Origin of the sequence: Streptomonospora nanhaiensis (assembly GCF_026642255.1) — a bacterium.
Lineage (GTDB): Bacteria > Actinomycetota > Actinomycetes > Streptosporangiales > Streptosporangiaceae > Nocardiopsis > Nocardiopsis tropica.
Map to the genome: position 1 here is coordinate 4602721 of NZ_CP113264.1, position 18037 is coordinate 4620757.

The 18037-nt window shown below is 72.0% G+C and carries 15 protein-coding genes and 1 CRISPR repeat array; of the genes, 7 read left to right on the forward strand and 8 right to left on the reverse strand.

All coding sequences use genetic code 11. From position 1 onward, the window contains the following. Positions 1–11: 11 nt before the first annotated feature. Positions 12–1625 (reverse strand): amidohydrolase, encoded by a 1614-nt coding sequence (locus OUQ99_RS20055; protein WP_267945324.1) that lies wholly within the window; start codon positions 1623–1625, stop codon positions 12–14. Between the two features lie 107 nt (positions 1626–1732). Then, positions 1733–3031, reverse strand: a complete 1299-nt coding sequence (locus OUQ99_RS20060) for an MFS transporter (RefSeq protein WP_267945325.1) — start codon at positions 3029–3031, stop codon at positions 1733–1735. A gap of 189 nt (positions 3032–3220) precedes the next feature. Between OUQ99_RS20060 and OUQ99_RS20065 the strand changes: the two genes are divergently transcribed. From OUQ99_RS20065 to OUQ99_RS20075, 3 genes are all read left to right on the forward strand, one after another. Continuing rightward, positions 3221–4732, forward strand: a complete 1512-nt coding sequence (locus tag OUQ99_RS20065; RefSeq protein ID WP_267945326.1) for a PucR family transcriptional regulator — start codon at positions 3221–3223, stop codon at positions 4730–4732. A 217-nt stretch (positions 4733–4949) separates the two neighbouring features. Continuing rightward, entirely contained in the window at positions 4950–5612 is a 663-nt protein-coding gene (locus OUQ99_RS20070) for a DUF4097 family beta strand repeat-containing protein (protein ID WP_267945327.1), read from the forward strand. 69 nt (positions 5613–5681) lie between these two features. Further along, complete coding sequence (locus tag OUQ99_RS20075; protein ID WP_267945328.1) at positions 5682–6527, forward strand: alpha/beta fold hydrolase; 846 nt, start codon at positions 5682–5684, stop codon at positions 6525–6527. 469 nt (positions 6528–6996) lie between these two features. Continuing rightward, positions 6997–7391: a CRISPR direct-repeat array (repeat unit 29 nt; unit sequence CGGTCCATCCCCGCGTGCGCGGGGCTCAC). Between the two features lie 111 nt (positions 7392–7502). Here OUQ99_RS20075 and dop read toward each other — a convergent pair. Together dop and OUQ99_RS20085 are read right to left on the reverse strand one after the other, a co-directional pair. After that, positions 7503–9020 (reverse strand): depupylase/deamidase Dop, encoded by a 1518-nt coding sequence (gene dop / locus OUQ99_RS20080; RefSeq protein ID WP_344180649.1) that lies wholly within the window; start codon positions 9018–9020, stop codon positions 7503–7505. A gap of 260 nt (positions 9021–9280) precedes the next feature. Beyond that, positions 9281–10438 carry an FAD-dependent oxidoreductase gene (locus OUQ99_RS20085; protein WP_267945329.1) on the reverse strand — a complete coding sequence of 386 codons (1158 nt, stop codon included), beginning with the start codon at positions 10436–10438 and terminating at the stop codon, positions 9281–9283. A gap of 670 nt (positions 10439–11108) precedes the next feature. Between OUQ99_RS20085 and OUQ99_RS20090 the strand changes: the two genes are divergently transcribed. After that, complete coding sequence (locus OUQ99_RS20090) at positions 11109–12242, forward strand: undecaprenyl-diphosphate phosphatase (protein WP_267945330.1); 1134 nt, start codon at positions 11109–11111, stop codon at positions 12240–12242. A 559-nt stretch (positions 12243–12801) separates the two neighbouring features. Further along, positions 12802–14442 carry a septum formation family protein gene (locus OUQ99_RS20095; RefSeq protein ID WP_267945331.1) on the forward strand — a complete coding sequence of 547 codons (1641 nt, stop codon included), beginning with the start codon at positions 12802–12804 and terminating at the stop codon, positions 14440–14442. A gap of 331 nt (positions 14443–14773) precedes the next feature. On the opposite strand, the gene OUQ99_RS20100 is transcribed toward OUQ99_RS20095, so the two are convergent. Both OUQ99_RS20100 and OUQ99_RS20105 read right to left on the reverse strand, forming a co-directional pair. After that, a complete protein-coding gene (locus tag OUQ99_RS20100) occupies positions 14774–15022 on the reverse strand; it encodes a hypothetical protein (RefSeq protein WP_267945332.1) in 249 nt (82 codons plus the stop codon). A gap of 146 nt (positions 15023–15168) precedes the next feature. Continuing rightward, on the reverse strand, positions 15169–15462 hold the full coding sequence (locus OUQ99_RS20105; protein ID WP_267945333.1) for a hypothetical protein: 294 nt from the start codon (positions 15460–15462) through the stop codon (positions 15169–15171). A gap of 582 nt (positions 15463–16044) precedes the next feature. On the opposite strand from OUQ99_RS20105, the gene OUQ99_RS20110 reads away from it, so the two are divergent. Further along, positions 16045–16296: a hypothetical protein gene (locus OUQ99_RS20110; protein WP_267945334.1), complete on the forward strand. Its 252-nt coding sequence runs from the start codon at positions 16045–16047 to the stop codon at positions 16294–16296. A gap of 445 nt (positions 16297–16741) precedes the next feature. Here OUQ99_RS20110 and OUQ99_RS20115 read toward each other — a convergent pair whose 3' ends face one another. Together OUQ99_RS20115 and OUQ99_RS20120 are read right to left on the reverse strand one after the other, a co-directional pair. Further along, the gene (locus tag OUQ99_RS20115) at positions 16742–16933 is read right to left on the reverse strand and encodes a hypothetical protein (RefSeq protein ID WP_267945335.1); all 192 of its coding nucleotides are present in this window, start codon (positions 16931–16933) and stop codon (positions 16742–16744) included. A gap of 99 nt (positions 16934–17032) precedes the next feature. Further along, the gene (locus OUQ99_RS20120) at positions 17033–17254 is read right to left on the reverse strand and encodes a hypothetical protein (RefSeq protein WP_267945336.1); all 222 of its coding nucleotides are present in this window, start codon (positions 17252–17254) and stop codon (positions 17033–17035) included. A gap of 146 nt (positions 17255–17400) precedes the next feature. Between OUQ99_RS20120 and OUQ99_RS20125 the strand changes: the two genes are divergently transcribed. After that, positions 17401–18009, forward strand: coding sequence for a TetR/AcrR family transcriptional regulator (locus tag OUQ99_RS20125; protein WP_267945337.1), 609 nt, complete (start codon positions 17401–17403; stop codon positions 18007–18009). Positions 18010–18037: the final 28 nt, after the last annotated feature.

The window sequence follows — 18037 nt, forward strand, 5'->3', positions numbered from 1 at the left end:
GGGCAGGCCCCTCAGGAGGCGCGGTGGGCGACGCGCCCGTCCAGCACCGTCAACCAGGCGTCGACCTCGCGCAGCCGCTGCTCCGGCAAAGACTCGACGTCGCGGTCCAGGACCACCAGGTCGGCCAGGTATCCGGGGCGCAGGGCCCCCAGCCGGTCCTCCACACCGAGGGCGTGGGCGGCGTCCAGTGTGTGGGCGCGCAGCGCCTCGTGCAGGGTGACTGCCTGCTCGACACCGATCGGGGCGCCCTCCCGGGTGGTACGGCACACCGCGTTGGCGACGGTGTCCATCGGACGCAGGCTGGACACGAACGAGTCGCTGGACAGCACCGGGCGCAGACCCAGGTCGATCTCCTCGCGCATCGGCTGGAGCCGGTGCGCCCGCTCGCCGAGGCGGCGGACGAAGTCGCCGCCGCTGTCGTACAGGAAGTTGGGCTGGTTGACCGGGATGACCCCGTAGTCGGTGAAGCGCCTGGCCTGCTCCGGGGTCGGGTAGCCGCAGTGCTCCACCCGCGGGCGCGGGTCCGGGCCGGACACGCGCGCGGCCGAGGCGATGGCGGCCAGGGTGTTCTCCATCGCCGCGTCGCCCTGGGTGTGGATGGCCACCTGCCAGCCCTCTGCCGCCGCCCGCGTCACCAGGTCGACGAGCTGGTCGGGGTGGTGGTAGAGGCTGCCCGCGAACTCGCCCCGCTCGCCGTAGGGGACGCTGAACTTGGCTGTACCGCCAAGGAGGGTCCCGTCGGAGTAGAACTTCATGCCGGTCAGGCGCAGCCAGTCGTCGCCGAAGGGGCTCGCCAGCCCCGCGTGGGTGAGCGAGTCCAGCTGGTGGGAGAGCGGCATGCCGAACGTGCGCAGCGGCAGGGTCCCGGCGGCGCGGGCAGCCCGGTAGACGCGCAGCTCGCGCGCCGACACCTGCGGGTCGCACACGGTGGTGACACCGGCCGACAGGTAGGGGACGGCGGCGGCGGAGAGCCAGCCCAGCAGCTGCTCGGCCGGGAGGTCGGTGTGGAAGTTGGGGCCGTGGCAGCCGATGTCGACCGCCAGGGGCAGCAGCAGCTCCATGGCCGAGTCCAGGACCATCCCGGTCAGGCGCCCGCCCTCGTCGCGCACGAAGGAGCCGCCCGACGGGTCGGGGACGTCCTCGCCGATACCGCTCCAGGCCAGGGCGGCGGAGTTCACCACCGCCTGGTGGCCCGAGACGTGGTAGACGATGACCGGGTGCTCGCCGGTGGCGCCGTCCAGGTCGCGGCGGGTGGGGCGGCCCCCGGGGAACTTGGCGTCGTCCATGTGGAAGGCGCGGATCCACTGCCCCGGCGGGGTCCGCTCGGCCTCGGCCCCGATGACCGCGACCAGGTCGGCCGCACTGCCCACGCGCGGGTAGCCGGCGTCGACGGCGGCCAGCGACTCGGCGGTGGACAGCAGGTGGTTGTGCGGGTCGATGAACCCGGGCAGGACGGTCCGCCCGCCCGCGTCCACCTCGGTCGCGCCGGGACCTGCGGCGGCTCTGGCGGCCTCGACGCTCCCGGCGAGGCGGACCCGTCCGTCGAGCACGGCGACGGCCTCGGCCCGCGGGTTGGTGTCGTCCATGGTCAGGACGTTGGCGTTGTGGATGAGCAGACCGGACACGGGTGCGGTTCCTCCCTGGGTGGGGTGCCGCCGGACGGAAGGGCCCGGCGGCGGTGGGTGTGCGGTGGTGCCGCCGCGGTGCGGCGGCGGGTGTGCGGACGGCCGCGTCAGGCGGCGGTGACCAGGTCGTCGTCCTGGTGGCGGGGGGCCTTGGCCAGGCAGGCGATGCTCACCACGGCCATGGCCATGAGCAGGCCGGCGACGGGCAGGATGCTGCCGGTCACGGCGAACAGGGCCGTGCACACGATCGGGGACAGGCCGCCGAAGACGGCGCCCGCGACCTGGTAGGCGATGGAGATGCTGGTGTAGCGGGCCCGGGGCGGGAACATCTGGGCGAGGACGCGGGCGATGGGGCCGTAGACGGCGGCCATGGCCAGGCGCATGACGCACAGCATCACGAAGATCAGGAGGGTGCTGCCGGTCTCCATGACCAGGAACTGGGGCAGGGCCAGGACGATGACCCCCACCAGGCCGATGGTGACGACCCGGACGGTGCCGAAGCGGTCGCCCAGCCAGGACACGCCGAGGGTGGCGACCAGCTCGACGAACGCGGCCAGGCTCAGGCCGTTGAGGATGACCTGTTCGCTGACGCCGACCTCGACGCCGTAGGCCTGGAGGAACGTGGTGACGATGTAGTAGCCGCCGACGGCCACGGGCAGGATGCCGATGCCCAGCAGCAGGGGGCGCCACGAGGTGCGCACGGCCTCGCGCAGGGGCAGCTCCGCCGGCCGGCCGTCGTTCTCCTGGACGGCCTCGAAGACCGGGGACTCCTCGACCTTCAACCGGATCAGCAGGCCCACCAGGACCAGCAGGACCGAGGCGAGGAAGGGCAGGCGCCAGCCCCAGGTGTACAGCAGGTCGGCGTCCCAGGCGGCGATGAGCCCGAACGAACCGGTGGCGAGCAGGGCGCCGGCGGGGTTGCCCAGCTGGGCGAAGGCGCCGTAGAACGTCTTGCGGTTCTCGGGGGCGTGCTCGACAGCCATCAGGACGGCGCCGCCCCACTCCCCGCCCACGGCGATGCCCTGCACGAAGCGCAGCAGCACCAGGAGCAGCGGGGCGATGAAGCCGGCCTGCTCGTAGGTGGGCAGGAGACCCACGCAGAACGTGGCCACGCCCATCATCAGCAGCGTGATGACCAGCGCCGACTTGCGGCCGAGCCGGTCACCGAAGTGGCCGAAGACGATCCCGCCGAGCGGGCGCGCGAAGAAGCCCACGGAGAAGGTGGCGAAGGACGCCATCAGCCCGATCATGGGGTCGGTGCCGGGCGGGAAGAACAGGGTGCCGAACACCAGGCTGGCGGCCGTGGCGTAGACGTAGAAGTCGAACCACTCGATGGTGGTGCCCACGAAGGCCGCTATCGCCGCACGCGCCGGGTGCGAGGACGTGGGGGCGGTCCGGTCTGACATGTGTACTCCGTTGCGCGTTCGGTGAGTCCCGGCCGCACCCCTGGGAGGGGTGTCGCCGCTGGCCACAGCCGGTTCGGATGTTGTTGTGACCGTAGACACCCCGACGCCGCCCGGGTCGGGACGGTCCGCACTCCACGCGCTGTTACAAATGTGCAAGGTGCACACAACCCCCTCCGGAGGTGGGATCCCGTGACGATCACGGTCGGCGACATCACCGCGAACCCCGCCCTGGAGGTGCGGGCCGCGGCCGGGCACACCGGCCTGGGCCGGTCCATCCGATGGGCGCACGTGACCGAGCTGCACGACCCGGTGCGGTGGCTCCGCGGCGGCGAACTGGTGCTGACGGTCGGGCTGGGGCTGGGCTCCGACGAGCGGTCGCGCCGGGAGTACGTCCGCCGCCTGCACGGGGCCGGGTGCGCGGGACTGGCCTTCGCGATCGACGTCTGGCTGCGCGAGATCCCGCCCGAGGTGCTGGAGGAGGGCGACGCCCTGGGTCTGCCGGTCCTGCGGGTGGAGGGCGAGACCCCGTTCATCGCGGTGGTGGAGACGGTCGCCGACCACTACGCGGCCGAGCGGACACGGGAACAGCACCGGCTGCTGACCGCGCAGGACGCGATGGCGCGCGCCGCCCTGCGGTCGGGGCCCGCCGGGGTGATGGGAGAGCTGTCCTCGTCGACGGCCGGGGCGTCCCTCCTGCTGGACCGGAACGGGATGACCAGTGTGTCGGTGCCGGACACCGAGCCCCCCTGGCACGCGACGGTGCGCTCGGCGCTGGCGGGACGCCCGCGGGGGATGACGCTGCTGGCGGACGGGGACGCGACGATCCTGCTCCAGACGCTGGGCCCGGCCGGGCGGACGCTGGGCTGGTTGGCGCTGCACTGCCCGTTCCCGGTCACCCCCCACGTGCGGATGCTCGCCAACCACGCGGCGTCGCTGCTGGCGGTGGACCTCCTGCACTCGCGCGACGCCCGGCGGGCGCTGTACCGCGAGCGCGCGCCCGTGCTCCGCGCCGTCGCGACCGGACGCCCCCAGGTCCAGCTGACCCTGCCCGTCCCCCCGTGGGAGGTGGTGTGCCTGCGAACCCCCGACCCGGTCGCCCTGATGGACCGCGCGGCGGACGCGCTGGTCGACGTGCTGGGCGACACCGACGTGGCCCACCGGGTGGGACTCGCCGCCCTGGACGACGTGCTGCTGGCGGTGCTGCCCGCGAGCGGTCGGCCGCACACCGGGGAGCGCCTGTTCACGGCCCTGGCCTCGGAGGCGGACGGCCCCTCCGCCGCGGGTGCGTGCGGCGCGCGCCGTCCGGACGACCTGCCCTCCGCCGTGGACCGGGCCCGCAACGCCGCCGCCGACGGCTACCGGCACGTGGACGAGGCCGACGCGTGGGCCCTGCTCCGGTCCTCGGTCCCGGCGACCGGAGCACGCGTCTTCGACCAGGCGGTCCTGGGGCAGCTGCGCGACCACGACGCGCGCAACGCGACGGAGCTGGCGCACACGCTGCTGCACTACCTGGACAACAGCGCCCAGGTGGAGGCGACCGCACGGGACCTCGGGATCCACCGCAACACGCTGCGTTCGCGGCTGCGCATCGCCGAGCGGGTCATGGGCCGGTCCCTGGACGACCCCCGCACCCGGTTGGAGCTGTGGACCGCGCTGAGCCTGGACCCCATGCCCTGCTTCGACGGCATCTGGCACAGCTGACCGGGAGCGGCGGCCCCGGCCGGCCCCCCATAGCGTTCATCCTTCAACCATTGCAATGAATAACACCCCCGTCGTTGCATTATCTCGACTCTCACTGCAACACTTTCACGGTATTCACCTGCGCTGATGGCAATTTCGCACAACAAGGATGTTGCCGAACAAGGAAAGACAACGTAGCGTTTCCCGTATCAGAAACAAACGAGCACGGGAGCACACGATGCAGAAGTTCACCACCCCCACCCCGATCTCCGCCGTCCTGGACGTCCCCGCCGGCCGCATCCAGATCATCGCCGCGGACCGTGCCGACACCACCGTCGAGGTCCGGCCCGCCGACCCCTCAAAGAACCGCGACACCAGGGCCGCCGAGCAGACCACCGTCGCCTACACCGACGGCGTCCTGCGGATCACGGCCCCGGCCCCCGACCGGCTCTTCGGCTCCACCGGGTCCCTGGACGTCACCGTCCGGCTGCCCGCCGGCTCGGCCGTCGAGGCCACGTCCGCCGCCACAGAGCTGCGCGGTGTCGGACGCCTCGGTGACGTCGCCTTCGAGGGCTCCCACCGGCGGACCAAGATCGACGAGGCCGCGAGCGTCCGCCTCACTGCGGTCGAAGGCGACGTCGAGGTCGGCCGACTCAACGGCCCCGCCGAGATCAGCACCACCCGGGGCGACATCCGCATCGCCGAGGCCGTACGCGGCACGGTCGTGCTGCGCACCCAGTCCGGCGACATCTCGGTCACCGCCGCCACCGGCGTCTCGGCCTCCCTGGACGCCGGCGCCGACCGGGGCCGCATCAGCAACGCCCTCAAGAACGACGGCGCCGCCGGACTCGACATCCGCGCCACCACCTCGCTCGGCGACATCACCGCCAGCAGCCTCTGAGAAAGCACGACCGGGCCGACACGGAGCCCTGACCACTCCCGCAGAAAACCAGACAGGACAAGGCGAGACATGACGAAGAACAGCACTTCCCCGACCCGCGCGGCATGGACCGGCATGGTGCCGGTCGACGACACGGCGCTGGCCGTCACCGACACCGGCGGCCCCGGCACCCCCGTTGTCTACCTCAACGGACAGTTCGCCACCCAGGGCTACTGGCGCCGGGTCATCGCCGACCTGGGCCCCGGATGGCGGCACATCACCTACGACGAACGGGCCCGCGGCAGGAAGTCGCAGACGTCGGCGGACTACTCCTTCGAGATCGCCGTCCGCGACGTCGACGCCGTCCTGGCGGCCAGGGGCGTGGAGCGGGCCCTGGTCGTGGGCTGGTCCTACGGCGCGTTCGTCGGAGCGCACTGGGCCAGCCGCAACCCGGACCGGGCCCTGGGCGCGGTCCTGGTCGACGGCGCCTTCCCCTACGACTGGATCGACGAGGCCACGGAGCAGCGGATCCGGAAGCTGTTCAAGCGGTTGAGCCCCTTCATGACGCTGATGCGTCCGACGGGCCTGACCCCGCGGATGAACGCCGAGCAGATGGCGGACAGCAACATCGAGCTCGGCCGGATCTCCCGGGAAGGCGAACTGGGCCCGGTGCTGGACGCCATCGCCGTCCCGACACGGTACGTGGTCGCCTCGGGGACGTCCTTCGGCAGCAAGGGTGACGAGCAGGAACAGATCCGCACCAGTCTCGACGAGGTGACCGCGCGCAACCCCCGCATCCGGGTCAGCGCGAAGGTCCCCAGCAACCACGGCGCGATCCTCAAGAAGGACTTCCACGCCATCGCCGAGGCCGTACGCGAGGCCGCAGCCCAGGGGGGCGAGCCCGCGAGCGAGCCCGGGCAGCCGCCGGCGGCGTGACCCCTTCCGGCGAGGGGTCGGCTGCGGAGCAGCCCTCGGGCGCCCGTCCGTCCCGGAAAAGGGAAGTGCCCCCGCGCGACGCTCGGTCGCGCGGGGGCCTCCGCGTCTCGCCGGACCCTGCGGCATCCCCCGATACCGGCGGTCCGGCGCGGGCCGCGCGCGCACCCCCATGAGCGCCCGGCCCCGCACCCGCGCTGTGTCATCCCGGGACCGCACGACCGTAGAGGCCGTACCCCCTGGTCCTCGGGGCGCGCAGATGCGTTACACCCCTCTCTACCCGATTCGCCGCGGGCAAACATGGGACTGCCACACGACTCGGAGCGGCCTCGGAAGCGGGGATCCCGCCACAGGCTTTCAGGACATAGCGGTCGGCGCCTGGCCTGCGAAAACCGTCCTCAGGCACGGTTTGGAGGGCCACCCCGTGCGGAACTCCGGTGTGCACGGGCTCACACTTCCGCCGCTGTCCGCCGAGTCTGTCCCCGCGTGCGCGGGGCTCACAACGACCGCGCCCGCCAGATGCTCGATGCCCCCGGTCCATCCCCGCGTGCGCGGGGCTCACCTGTGGGCGGCCAGCTGTACCGCAAGCAGGTGCGGTCCATCCCCGCGTGCGCGGGGCTCACTCCAAGTTACTTACCGGTACCTGCGACAATCTCGGTCCATCCCCGCGTGCGCGGGGCTCACCACCCGTTCGTACAAATTTATGCAGCAACCGGCGGTCCATCCCCGCGTGCGCGGGGCTCACACCAACGCCGAGTCCGGGGTGCGCAACCTCAGCGGTCCATCCCCGCGTGCGCGGGGCTCACCGCCGGGTCTGCACATCACCGGTCCGCGCCCACGGTCCATCCCCGCGTGCGCGGGGCTCACAGTTGCCGACCTGCGCAAACGCAGGGCGTTATCTCCGCGTGATCAAACGGGGGACCGCAGCGACCGAGGGGCGGAACCTCGCGGTCCCGCCCCAGACGTCGTCTCAGTACCTCACTGCCTGCGGGTGAGCACCGCGACCAGGTCCGCCGCGGTGTCCGAAGCGTCCAGCAGGGCTCCCACGTGCTCCTTGGTTCCCCGGCGGGGCTCCAGGGTGGGAACCCGCTGGAGGGAGTCGTAGCCGGGCAGGTCGAAGATCACCGAGTCCCAGGAGGCCGCGGCGACCTCGTCCGCGTACTTGGCCAGGCAGCGGCCCCGGAAGTAGGCCCGGGTGTCCTCCGGCGGCTCGGTGACCGCGCGGTTCACCTCGGCCTCCTCCACCAGGCGCTGCATACGGCCGCGGGCCACCAGCCGGTTGTAGATGCCCTTCTCCGGGCGCACGTCCGAGTACTGGAGGTCCACCAGCTGCAGGCGTGGGTGCGACCACTCCAGGTTGTCCCGCGACCGGTACCCCTCCAGCACCTTCAGCTTGGCGACCCAGTCCAGCTCCGCAGCCAGGCTCATCGGGTCGGACCCCAGCCTGCTCAGCACCGACTCCCACCGGTCCAGGACGTCGGCGGTGTCCGGGTCGACGTCGGTGCCGAAGCGGTCCTCCACGTACTTGCGCGCCTGGTCCAGGTACTCGCCCTGCAGTTCCAGCGCGGTCATCCTGCGCCCGTCGCGCAGCTTCACCCTGTGGGTGAGCCCCGGATCGTGCGAGACCGCCCTCAGGTCCGCCACCGGGGTCTCCAGCGACAGGTCCACGCTCAGGAACCCGTCCTCGATCATCGACAGCACCAGCGCGGTCGTCCCCAGCTTGAGGTAGGTGGAGATCTCGCTCATGTTGGCGTCGCCGATGATGACGTGCAGCCGCCGGTACCGGTCGGGGTCGGCGTGCGGCTCGTCCCGGGTGTTGATGATGGGGCGCTTGAGGGTCGTCTCCAGACCCACCTCGACCTCGAAGAAGTCGGCGCGCTGGGAGATCTGGAACCCGCTGCCCTGGCCGTCCGAGCCGATGCCGACCTTGCCCGCGCCGCACACCACCTGCCGGGAGACGAAGAACGGGATGAGGTGCCGGACGATGTCGCCGAACGGCGTCGACCGGTTCATCAGGTAGTTCTCGTGGCAGCCGTAGGAGGCGCCCTTGTTGTCGGTGTTGTTCTTGTACAGCTGGATGGGGTCGATGCCCGGGGTGGTCCCGGCCCGCGCGGACGCGTCCGCCATCACGCGCTCCCCGGCCTTGTCCCACAGCACCGCGTCGAGCGGGTTGGTGACCTCCGGCGCGGAGTACTCGGGGTGGGCGTGGTCCACGTACAGGCGGGCGCCGTTGGTGAGGATGACGTTGGCCAGCCCCAGGTCCTCGTCCGTGAGCTGCGTGGGGTCGGCGACCTCACGCGCGAGGTCGAAGCCGCGCGCGTCGCGCAGCGGGTTCTCCTCCTCGAAGTCCCAGCGGGCACGTCGCGCCCGGGCCGCCGAGGCGGCCAGGTAGGCGTTGACCACCTGGGTGGAGGTGACCATCGCGTTGGCCCCGGGGTTGCCTGGCACGGAGATCCCGTACTCGGTCTCGATACCCATAATCCGCCGCACACTCATGGTGAGAGGTTATCCACCGCGACCCGCTCTTGAACGCTTCCGCGCCAATCGTGGCCCAAGCGCCGTCTTCCCGGGCGTTTCGCCGCAAGCGTCGGATCCGTTGTCATCGCAGGTCGCAACGGATCCCGGAACACCAGTGGGGAAAATCGGAGGCGTTTGCGCCATCCGTTCTTTTTTCTCCGGCGGCGGTGGAGACGGCGGAACCGCCCTCCGGTGCCCGGTCCCGTTCCCGCCTTTCCTCCCCGCCGCCCGGCCTGCGGTCAGCCCCGGGCCTGCGGTCCTCGCGGAGCGTTCCGCAGGGCGTTGCTGACCAGCTTCAGATACCCCTCCAGCAGTCCGCCCATCGCGGCCGGGGAGAGCGGTACCGGCCTCGTCCCCCTCATACGCTGGGTCGGCTGGTGACCGGAGACCCAGGAGGCCCGAGCGGCCCGCGGGCCGCGCACCCGCTCGTACCGGCGCAGGGCCGGGGCCGCGTCGGCCCCCGGGACGCCGTCCAGCGCGGCGCTCAGCACCAGGGCGTCCTCCAGCGCCTGGTTCGCCCCCTGCGCGGTCGAGGGGGGAAAGGCGTGCACGGCGTCGCCCAGGAGGGTGATCCGCCCGCTGCCCCAGGTCTTCGGGACCGGGGTCTGCACGTGGGGGAAGCTGGTGACGTCCTCGTCCTTCGCGTGGGCCAGCACCGCGCGGACGTCCGGATCGGTCCATGCCCCGAAGCGCTCCCGCAGCACCTCCGCGGGCGAGGCGGGCTCGGGGTCCCCGGGGGCCCAGGGGAGGTCGAACCACCACTGCACCATCCCGCCGCCGGTGGGGATGATGCCGCACGTCCCCCCGGGTCCGGTCAGCCAGCGCGAGGTGGTGCTCTCGGCGAGCGGAACCGGCAGCGGGGTCAGGCCCTGCCAGCTGGCGTAGCCGCGCGGGCGGGGCACGTCGCCGGGGCGCAGGCAGGCACGGACCGCCGAGTGGACGCCGTCCGCGCCGATCACGGCGTCGGCGCGGGCGGTGGTGCCGTCCTCGAACAGCGCCGTCACGCCGTCGGCGTCCTGTCGCACACCGGTGCACGCCGGACCGAAGCGGACGACGCCGTCCGGGAGTTGCGACGCCAGCCGGTCCAGCAGCTCGCGGCGCGGGAGGCACAGGTTGGGCCACCCGAGGCGCGCGGAGACGGACCGCAGGTCGATCCGGTACAGCTCGGCGCCGGTGTGCGTGGATCCGATGATGACCTCGGTGGGGCGCCCCAGCCCGGTCGGGTCGATGCCCAGCCCGCCCAGGGCCGCCGTGCCGTTGGACCACAGCGCCAGGGCCGCTCCGCCGGTGCGCAGTACCTCGCCCCGCTCGAAGACCCGTACGTCGTGTCCCCTGCGCCTGAGGCCGACGGCCGCCGCCAGCCCGCCGACTCCGGCTCCGATGATGACGACGTCCATGGCTCTCTCCCCTGGTGCTGTCCGTCCGTGGCACTCACGCTAGGGGCCCTCTCCGGGAGGCCCGCACGGGGTCGGGTATGGGCGAAAAGCCGCTGTTCATTCCGCTCGGGCGCCCCAGAACCCGCCCCCGTCCGCGGCAACGGGGACCGGGTACGGCAGGGGCGGAGCAGGCGCCGGCGGCAGGGGATCACGCCTCGCCCGGCCCGCACGGAGCGCGGGACCGGGAAGACGCGCACCCCCGGAACAGGCGTTTCACGGTGGTGACCCGTACGGAGGGAAACCCTGGCCGCTTCCGGACAAGAACCCTGCCGCGTTCGGCCCCTGCGCCGTCGGCCCCGCCCCGAGTCGCGAACCGCTACCCGACGCAGCTATGGTGTGACGTTGAGTCACGCCTCGGACGCCTCTCGTCGGACGGCCGTCGCCTCACCCCGCGCCACCTCGCCTGCGTCGCGGCCGACCCGCCGGGAATTCCGGTGGCGGCTCCGCGTACGCTCGGACCTCCCGGGAGCGGGCCGCCGTGCCCGCCCCGCCGAACGCGGCGCCGATCCGACCGGGAACGGACGCTGTGGGCCCCGCCGCCCTCGGCCGGCTTCCCGGAGCATCCCCCGCCGCTCACCCGCCACCCCGCCCTCCCCAGGGGCGCCCGAAGCAGCCTGGAGCAGTTCCCGCCGTGTCCCTCTTCGAAGCCATCGTCCTCGGCCTGGTCCAGGGGCTGACCGAGTTCCTGCCCGTCTCCTCCAGCGGACACCTGCGCGTGATGTCCGCGTTCTTCGGCTGGCCCGACCCCGGGGCCGCCTTCACCGCCGTCAGCCAGCTCGGCACCGAGCTGGCGGTCCTGATCTACTTCCGGCAGCGGATCTGGGCCATCCTCTCCACCTGGACCAGGTCGCTGTTCGACCGCGAGCTGCGCGGCGACATCCACGCGCGCCTGGGCTGGTACGTCATCCTCGGCTCCCTGCCGATCGTGGTCCTGGGCCTGCTCCTGGAGGAGCAGATCGACAGCGTCTTCCGCGACCTGCGCCTGATCGCGCTGACCCTCATCGTCTTCGGCGTGATCCTCGGCATCGTCGACCGGTACACGCGCAAGCACCGGGGGATCGAGGACCTCACGGCCTCACGCGGCCTGGTCTTCGGCCTCTTCCAGGCCCTCTCCCTCATCCCGGGCGTGTCCCGGTCTGGCGGCACCGTCACCGGCGGGATGCTGCTCGGGTTCACGCGCAAGGACGCGGCCGAGTACTCCTTCCTGCTCGCGCTGCCCGCCGTGTTCGGCTCCGGCCTGTACAAGCTGACCGACATCGGCGGGAACGAGTACGCGGGGTGGGGGGCCACGATCGTGGGAACCCTCGTCGCCGGCGTGGTCGGGTTCGTGGTGATCGCCTGGCTGATGCGCTTCATCTCCACGCACAGCTTCATGCCGTTCGTCTACTACCGCGTGGGCCTGGGCATCCTCATCCTGGCCCTGGTGAGCTGGGGCGTGCTCGACCCCGAGGGCGGCGCGGAGTCGCAGGCGGCCAGGAGCGACGTCGTGGCGGTGGAGCAGGAGGAGGAGCGGCAGGAGGAGGAGCCCGCGCCCTCCGCCGCGCCGACGGCGGAGCCCTCGGCCCAGCCCTCCGAGGCTCCCGCGCCGACCGTGGACCCCGTCACCGGCTGGGAGGTCGACCCCGAGGTGGGTCTGCCGCGCAACCCGGACACCGGGCTGTACCACGACCCCGAGCTGGGCATGGACGTGGACTACGACCCCGCGACGGGTCTGGCCACCAACCCGGTGACCGGCGAGGCCTACGACCCCCTGGCCGGCGACTGAGCCCGTTCCCGGACCGTACGAGGGGCGGTTCCCGTGTACGCGGGAACCGCCCGCACGGTGACGGTCCGCCGCGGCCCCGAGTCCGGAACCGGGCCGCTGGGGCGCCTCCCCGCCATGGCCCGCAGCAGCTTCTACATTCACCCTAAATCACCCCGAATCCGACCTTTTGCCCAAAACCAGAAAGCGCACGAACTTCGCCTCTCCAGCCCCATAAACAAACGCGGACTCCTCGCCGTCTCCCAGGTTTTTCCTGTTCGGGACCTTCGTCAGGTTCGCGAGGAGGCCGGTGGAGCGGCAGACTCCCGAGCGGTTTCGAAAAACCGTGTCCACTTCCGGACATGGACGCGCAACCACCGACTCCGAGGGCGTTCTACGATTTCAGACCGTTCCTTTTCCTGTTCCGAGGGCTGTGGAACGACCGTTTTCCACGAACCCGGTAAACCGTTGTCGCATTCCTCCTTGTGCGCGCGCACCGCGTCGTTATAGTGGTGGCCCCCACCGGCCGGCCCCCTCGCGTCATCGCGACGCATGCCGCCGGAACCGAGGAGGAGCGCCTTCGATGGATCCCGAAACACTCGCCTCCCAGGTGTTTCCCTATGTGAAAGGCGCGATCAGCGCCTACGGGCAGGCGGTGCTGACACAGACCGAGGACGCGGCGGCGAGCGGCACCGTGCGGCTCGGCCAGCGGGTGCTGGCCGCCGTGCTCAGGCGCGGGAGGACCGCACCCCAGGTCGAGGACGCGGTCAGAGGGCTCGCCGCTGCGCCGGAGGACCCCGGCGCAGCAGGGGAACTCCACGGCCGGATCAGGCAGGCCCTGCAGGAGGACCCGGGTCTGACCAGGGAGGTGGCCGCCATGATGAACATACGGGTGTCCTCCTTCACGGTGACGGGCCACCACAACGTGAGCGTGGGCGGTGACCATCAGGGCCCGATCCACATGGGCGACAACACCAGCAACACGCACCACAACGTCCACCACACGGTGCACAACACCGTCCACGAGCGGAAGATCAGCGGCTTCTCCATCGCCGCGCTCGTCCTGGGCCTGCTGGGCTTCCTCGTCCTGCCCATCCCCTTCGCCATCGTCTTCGGGCTCCTGGCCCTCACCCGGGTGCTCCGGTCGCCGTCCCAGGCCCAGATCCCGGGCGCCGACCAGGCCGGTGGCGGCGCGTCCGCCGCCGGAGGACCGTCCGCGGCGGGGCCCCGGGAAGCGATGACCGGCCCCGCGGGCCCGACCGGCAAGGACGCCGGGGCCGCGGCGAACAGCACTCCCCCTCCGACCGAGCCCGCCTGGCCGTCCGGACCCGCCGCCGACCCGGCGGCCGGCGCACCCGACGGGCGCGTGGGCGAGGCGGGGCCTTCCGGCGCCGAGGCGCCCTCGGGCACGGACCCCGCCGCTCCGTTCACGCCGGACCGGTCGGTGAGCCAGACCGACCCCTCGGGTTCGGCCACTCCCCCCGGGGCAGACCCGGCCGCGCCGATCACGCCGGACCGGTTCGCAGGCCAGGCGGAATTCCACGCGGGCGTGTACCCGCAACCGGCGCCCACGCCCGGTGCGGCGGGTCCGCCGTTCACACCTCCGCTCGCCGAGGCGTCGGCCCCCTTCGTCCCGGCAGCCGGAAGCGGGTTCGCGGCCGCCAAGGCGATCAGCGTCGTCTTCTCCCTGGTCGGGCTCCTGGCAGCAGGCATGTGGGGCCTCGGGTGGACGGCCGCGGCCGTCATCGTCGCGCAGGCGGACTCCGGTTCCTACGCCTCGGAGGACACGGACCTGTCCATCCCGGGCACGCTCCCCTCCGCCTCCGGCGAGGGAGAGGGCCCCTCCCCCGTCGACCTGTGCGAGCCCTCGCCCGGATACGCCACGGTGTGCACGCTGGAGACCGGCGACTGCTTCATCGACCCGGCGACCGCCGAGTTCTACGAGGTCGAGCTCACCTCCTGCGACGAGCCGCACAACGCCCAGGTGATCGGCTCCTACTCCCCCTCAGGGAGCGACTGGCCCGGGGAGGCGGCCTTCACCGCCGACATCGACGCCACGTGCAGCCCCATGAGCGAAAGCGCCCTGGACCCCGCGCGCATGCCGGACACGTACTTCGTCGGCTACATCGCCCCGAACGAGGAATCGTGGGACTACGGGATCCAGGAGGCCTTCTGCTACGTGGCCGCCGACGGCGAGTCGTGGACCACATCCCTCACCTGGTGACCGGGCGTCAGACGGGTCCGCCGTGACGGAAGCCGGCACGACCGGCGGTCCCGTCGCGGCGGACCGGCCCCTGCGATCGGGGCGGCGGGGTCGCGCACGCCCGGACGACCGGGGGGTGAGCCCGCTTCGTGTCCGGAAAGGTCGGCGCCGGCTCCGGGCTGTCAGGGCCCTGCCTCGGCGGGCAGGACTGCCTCCTGGCCGCGTTCTCGCGCAGAGAGAGGTGCCGTAGCCTTCCCGCGTTCGTGGCCGGGGCAGGGGAAGCCCTGTTCCCTCACGCCCGGTCCCCCGCGGCCACGTCGTGGCCGCGGGGGACCGGGCTTCGTGCTCGACGTCAGTTCGCGGAGCTGAAGGTGCGGCTCATCCCGGCGCCGTGCGGACCCGCGAAGTAGGTCACCATCTCGTAGACGACCGTTCCGTCGTCGGCGGCCACGCTGCGGATCATCGTGATGCCGGCCCCTTCCGGCCCGGAAAAATGGTCCAGGCTCTGGAAGCGGGCGTCGGCCGAGGCCACCGCAGGCGCGCCCAGGGTGAGGCCGAGTGCCAGGACCGTCACGGCCAGGGCACGGTATGAGAGAACCATCGATCATGCCTATCGTGTTCAGAGGTGGAAACGGCCCTGGTCCGGTGGGGGAACCACCACCGCGCCAGGGCTCACCCGTATTCGGGCTGTGGGCTGTGGTCCTCATGAGCCCGCGGGTGTGTCACCGCGGGCTCCCCTGGAGCGTCCTAGCCGACGGCGCTGACGGCGCCGCCCTCGGAGGCGCCCTTGGGACCGGCCTCGCTGTGCTTCTCGATGTAGAAGCTGCCGCTCTTGCCGCCTTCGTGGCCGCCCTCGCCGTTCTCGTGGCGGCCGTCCGTGGCGAAGGCGACGACAGCGCTCTGCGAGGCGCCGTGGAGACCGGCCTCGGTGTGGCCGGTCGCGAAGAAGGAGTCGGCCACGGCCGCGGTCGGAGCGCCGAAGGCGAGAGCGGGCGCGACGACAGCGGCGAAGGCAAGGCGGGTCACGGTCTTGCGGTCCAAGGGTGTGTCCTCTCGGTAGGGCCTGGCAGGCCACCCGTGGGGTGACATGTCACAGGAACCGTGTGCGGGGGTCGGAGTCGGTGTCCGGCCCCACGCAATAAATATCCACACCAACCAATTGGCAACCCTGAGTATTCAAATGCTAACTTAAAGTAGTTGTGGCCATGTCTTGGCCCGCCCTTGCTCCTCCGGACGTCGTCCCTACCCTCCGCGTGGTGTATCCGGCCCGGCACCGGGTGGCGGACACATCCGCCCAGCCCCGACCCACGGAAAACGACCCCGGGTCACCCGGCGCCTCCGCTCGGCCGGTCCGTCCGCTCAGCGGCGAAACGATGCTGTCCGCACCTCGCCGTCTCAGCCGACCGGACGAGTGCAAGGAGCGGCCTCGGCTCCAGACGACCGGGTGCTCCACGAGCGGTTTGGGCGTATATGGGAACAGCTGGGGTTCTTTGTTGGTGTGCCCGGACCGCAGTGTGGGACCTGGACGAGGTCCGGGACCCCGCCACGTCGACGTGGCCGCGGGGGAAGGGCCTGAGCGGGTCCGGCGCCGAGCCGGACCTTCCGTGAGAGGACACAGCCAGCATGCCGAAGAAGACCCTGCGCCGCTTCGCACTCATCGCCGCCATCGCTCCCGCTCTGGCCTTCGGAGCCCCTGCGGTGTCGATGGCCGACGCCTACTACGGGTCGGAGTCCAGCTCGGCCGGGCCCAAGGGCGCCCACCACTGCGAAGTGCAGTCCAAGGCAAAGGACGGCAAGTCCTGGTACTCGAAGTCCTGTACGCACGCGGGCAAGCACGGGGCGGGTTCCTCGAGCACGATCAGCGGAGCACACTGACCCGGTCGGTGACCGAAGACGGACGGGCCCTTCCGACGACCGCGCCGGAAGGGCTCTCCCGTGCCGGGGGTCAGGGGTGTCCCGTGCTGCGCTGCGGGAGCGGCGCAGACCATGGACCGCGCTCCCCGGACCGCCGGCTCGGGCTCCGGACCGACGTCCTCACCTGCTGCGCCACCCACACCGGCCTGGCCACCGCCCGCCACCGCTGAGCGCGGATCTCCCTGCGAGAAGGGTGTTCCGAACAACTCACCCCCTCACGTCACCACCGAACTCTTCGGCCGAGCCGTGCCAGCGTCTACGGCTCGCCTATGCGCACATCACGTGAACGCGATGGCGGCCCTGGAAAGGTCTTCCAGGGCCGCCCGTGCGCGTTGTGGAGCGTCACACGCGGGTTCGCCGGGCGGTGTCGGGGCGAGGTCGTTCTCCTCCGTCGAGCCGGGGCGGATCACAGGTGGAGGTCGCCCACGATGTCCCCCGCCTGGACCACCTTCGCGTTCCCGGAAACCTTGCCGATGGTGTTGCGGACCGTCCCGCCCTCCGCAGGGGCGCCGATGTGGCCGAGCCGGGTGAGGTGGGCCCCGGGGCCGGTCTCCCCGAGCGTGTTCTCCACGGCGGAGGGCTTCTTCTGTTCGCTCATGCACGCAAAGTACCGCTCGGGAAATGGTGGAGGAAGACCGTTCCGTCCGATCGGTCGGCCGGGGGCGAGGTGCCGTGGGCCGCGGCGCACGGCGACCGCTCACCTGGCGCGCCCGGACCGCCTGGCCCTTCCCGAGCCCCAACCGGCCAGGACGAGGCCGAGAACCGCCATCGCCGCGTAGCAGGCGAGCCACACCCCGAACCCCCCTGGCACCTGGTGGAGAATTCCGGCCTCACCGTGGTCGGCCAGCAGCCGGATACCTCCCTGCACCCCCAGAACCAGCATCACCAGCCCCACGACCAGGCACGCCACATACACCATCGTTCGCCCTCCCTCTGGCACGCGCGGAACCGGGACCGGGGCCTCCGACGCACGTCTCTTTATGGTTCGATCGAACCATAACACGGCTTTGGTACGATCGCACCACGAAAATGCGTCCGCCGCACGCGACTCCGAGGAGAACCGCCATGCCCCGACAGGTGGACCACGACCTGCGCCGTCGCCAGATCGCCCAGGCGGTGTGGCGCCTGGCCACAAGGGGCGGACTCGAACACGTCACCCTGCGCCAGGTCGCCACCGAGGCCGAGGTCTCCGCCCGGCTGCTGCAGTACTACTTCGGCACCCGCGACCGCCTGCTGCTGGGAGCGCTGGAGATCCTCAACGCCGACGCCGAGCAGCGGGCCGGGCAACGCCTGGCCGAGCTGGGCGAGGCCCCCGGCATGCGCGCGCTCGTGCGCGGGGTGCTGTGGGAGCTGCTCCCGCTGGACGAGGAGCGCCGCACCCGGCACCTGGTGTACGCCGCCTACTTCATCCCCTTCGTCACCGATCCCGCCCTGGCCTCCGCGGCCCGCGACTCACCACGCGCCCTGGAGGACCTCGTGTCCGGTCTGCTCGACCAGGGCCGGCAGTCCGGCGAGGTGCCGCCGGAGGTCGACACCGAGGCCGAGAGCGCGTTCCTGGTGGCGGGCGCCATCGGCCTGCAGACCAGCGTCCTGCTCGGTCAGCACAGTCCCGAGCAGGCCGTGGAGCTGATCGAGCACCGGCTCGACGGCGTGTTCGCGCCCTCACTCGGCTGAACAGCCATCACCCCGCCATCACGGGGCC

What these genes read in the sequence shown, in the direction of transcription:
- OUQ99_RS20060 (WP_267945325.1), bottom strand. Translation starts at nt 3,031, where the DNA reads ATGTCAGACCGGACCGCCCCCACGTCCTCGCACCCGGCGCGTGCGGCG.
- OUQ99_RS20070 (WP_267945327.1), top strand. Translation starts at nt 4,950, where the DNA reads ATGCAGAAGTTCACCACCCCCACCCCGATCTCCGCCGTCCTGGACGTC.
- OUQ99_RS20075 (WP_267945328.1), top strand. Translation starts at nt 5,682, where the DNA reads ATGACGAAGAACAGCACTTCCCCGACCCGCGCGGCATGGACCGGCATG.
- dop (WP_344180649.1), bottom strand. Translation starts at nt 9,020, where the DNA reads ATGAGTGTGCGGCGGATTATGGGTATCGAGACCGAGTACGGGATCTCC.
- OUQ99_RS20085 (WP_267945329.1), bottom strand. Translation starts at nt 10,438, where the DNA reads ATGGACGTCGTCATCATCGGAGCCGGAGTCGGCGGGCTGGCGGCGGCC.
- OUQ99_RS20095 (WP_267945331.1), top strand. Translation starts at nt 12,802, where the DNA reads ATGGATCCCGAAACACTCGCCTCCCAGGTGTTTCCCTATGTGAAAGGC.
- OUQ99_RS20100 (WP_267945332.1), bottom strand. Translation starts at nt 15,022, where the DNA reads ATGGTTCTCTCATACCGTGCCCTGGCCGTGACGGTCCTGGCACTCGGC.
- OUQ99_RS20110 (WP_267945334.1), top strand. Translation starts at nt 16,045, where the DNA reads ATGCCGAAGAAGACCCTGCGCCGCTTCGCACTCATCGCCGCCATCGCT.
- OUQ99_RS20115 (WP_267945335.1), bottom strand. Translation starts at nt 16,933, where the DNA reads ATGAGCGAACAGAAGAAGCCCTCCGCCGTGGAGAACACGCTCGGGGAG.
- OUQ99_RS20120 (WP_267945336.1), bottom strand. Translation starts at nt 17,254, where the DNA reads ATGGTGTATGTGGCGTGCCTGGTCGTGGGGCTGGTGATGCTGGTTCTG.
- OUQ99_RS20125 (WP_267945337.1), top strand. Translation starts at nt 17,401, where the DNA reads ATGCCCCGACAGGTGGACCACGACCTGCGCCGTCGCCAGATCGCCCAG.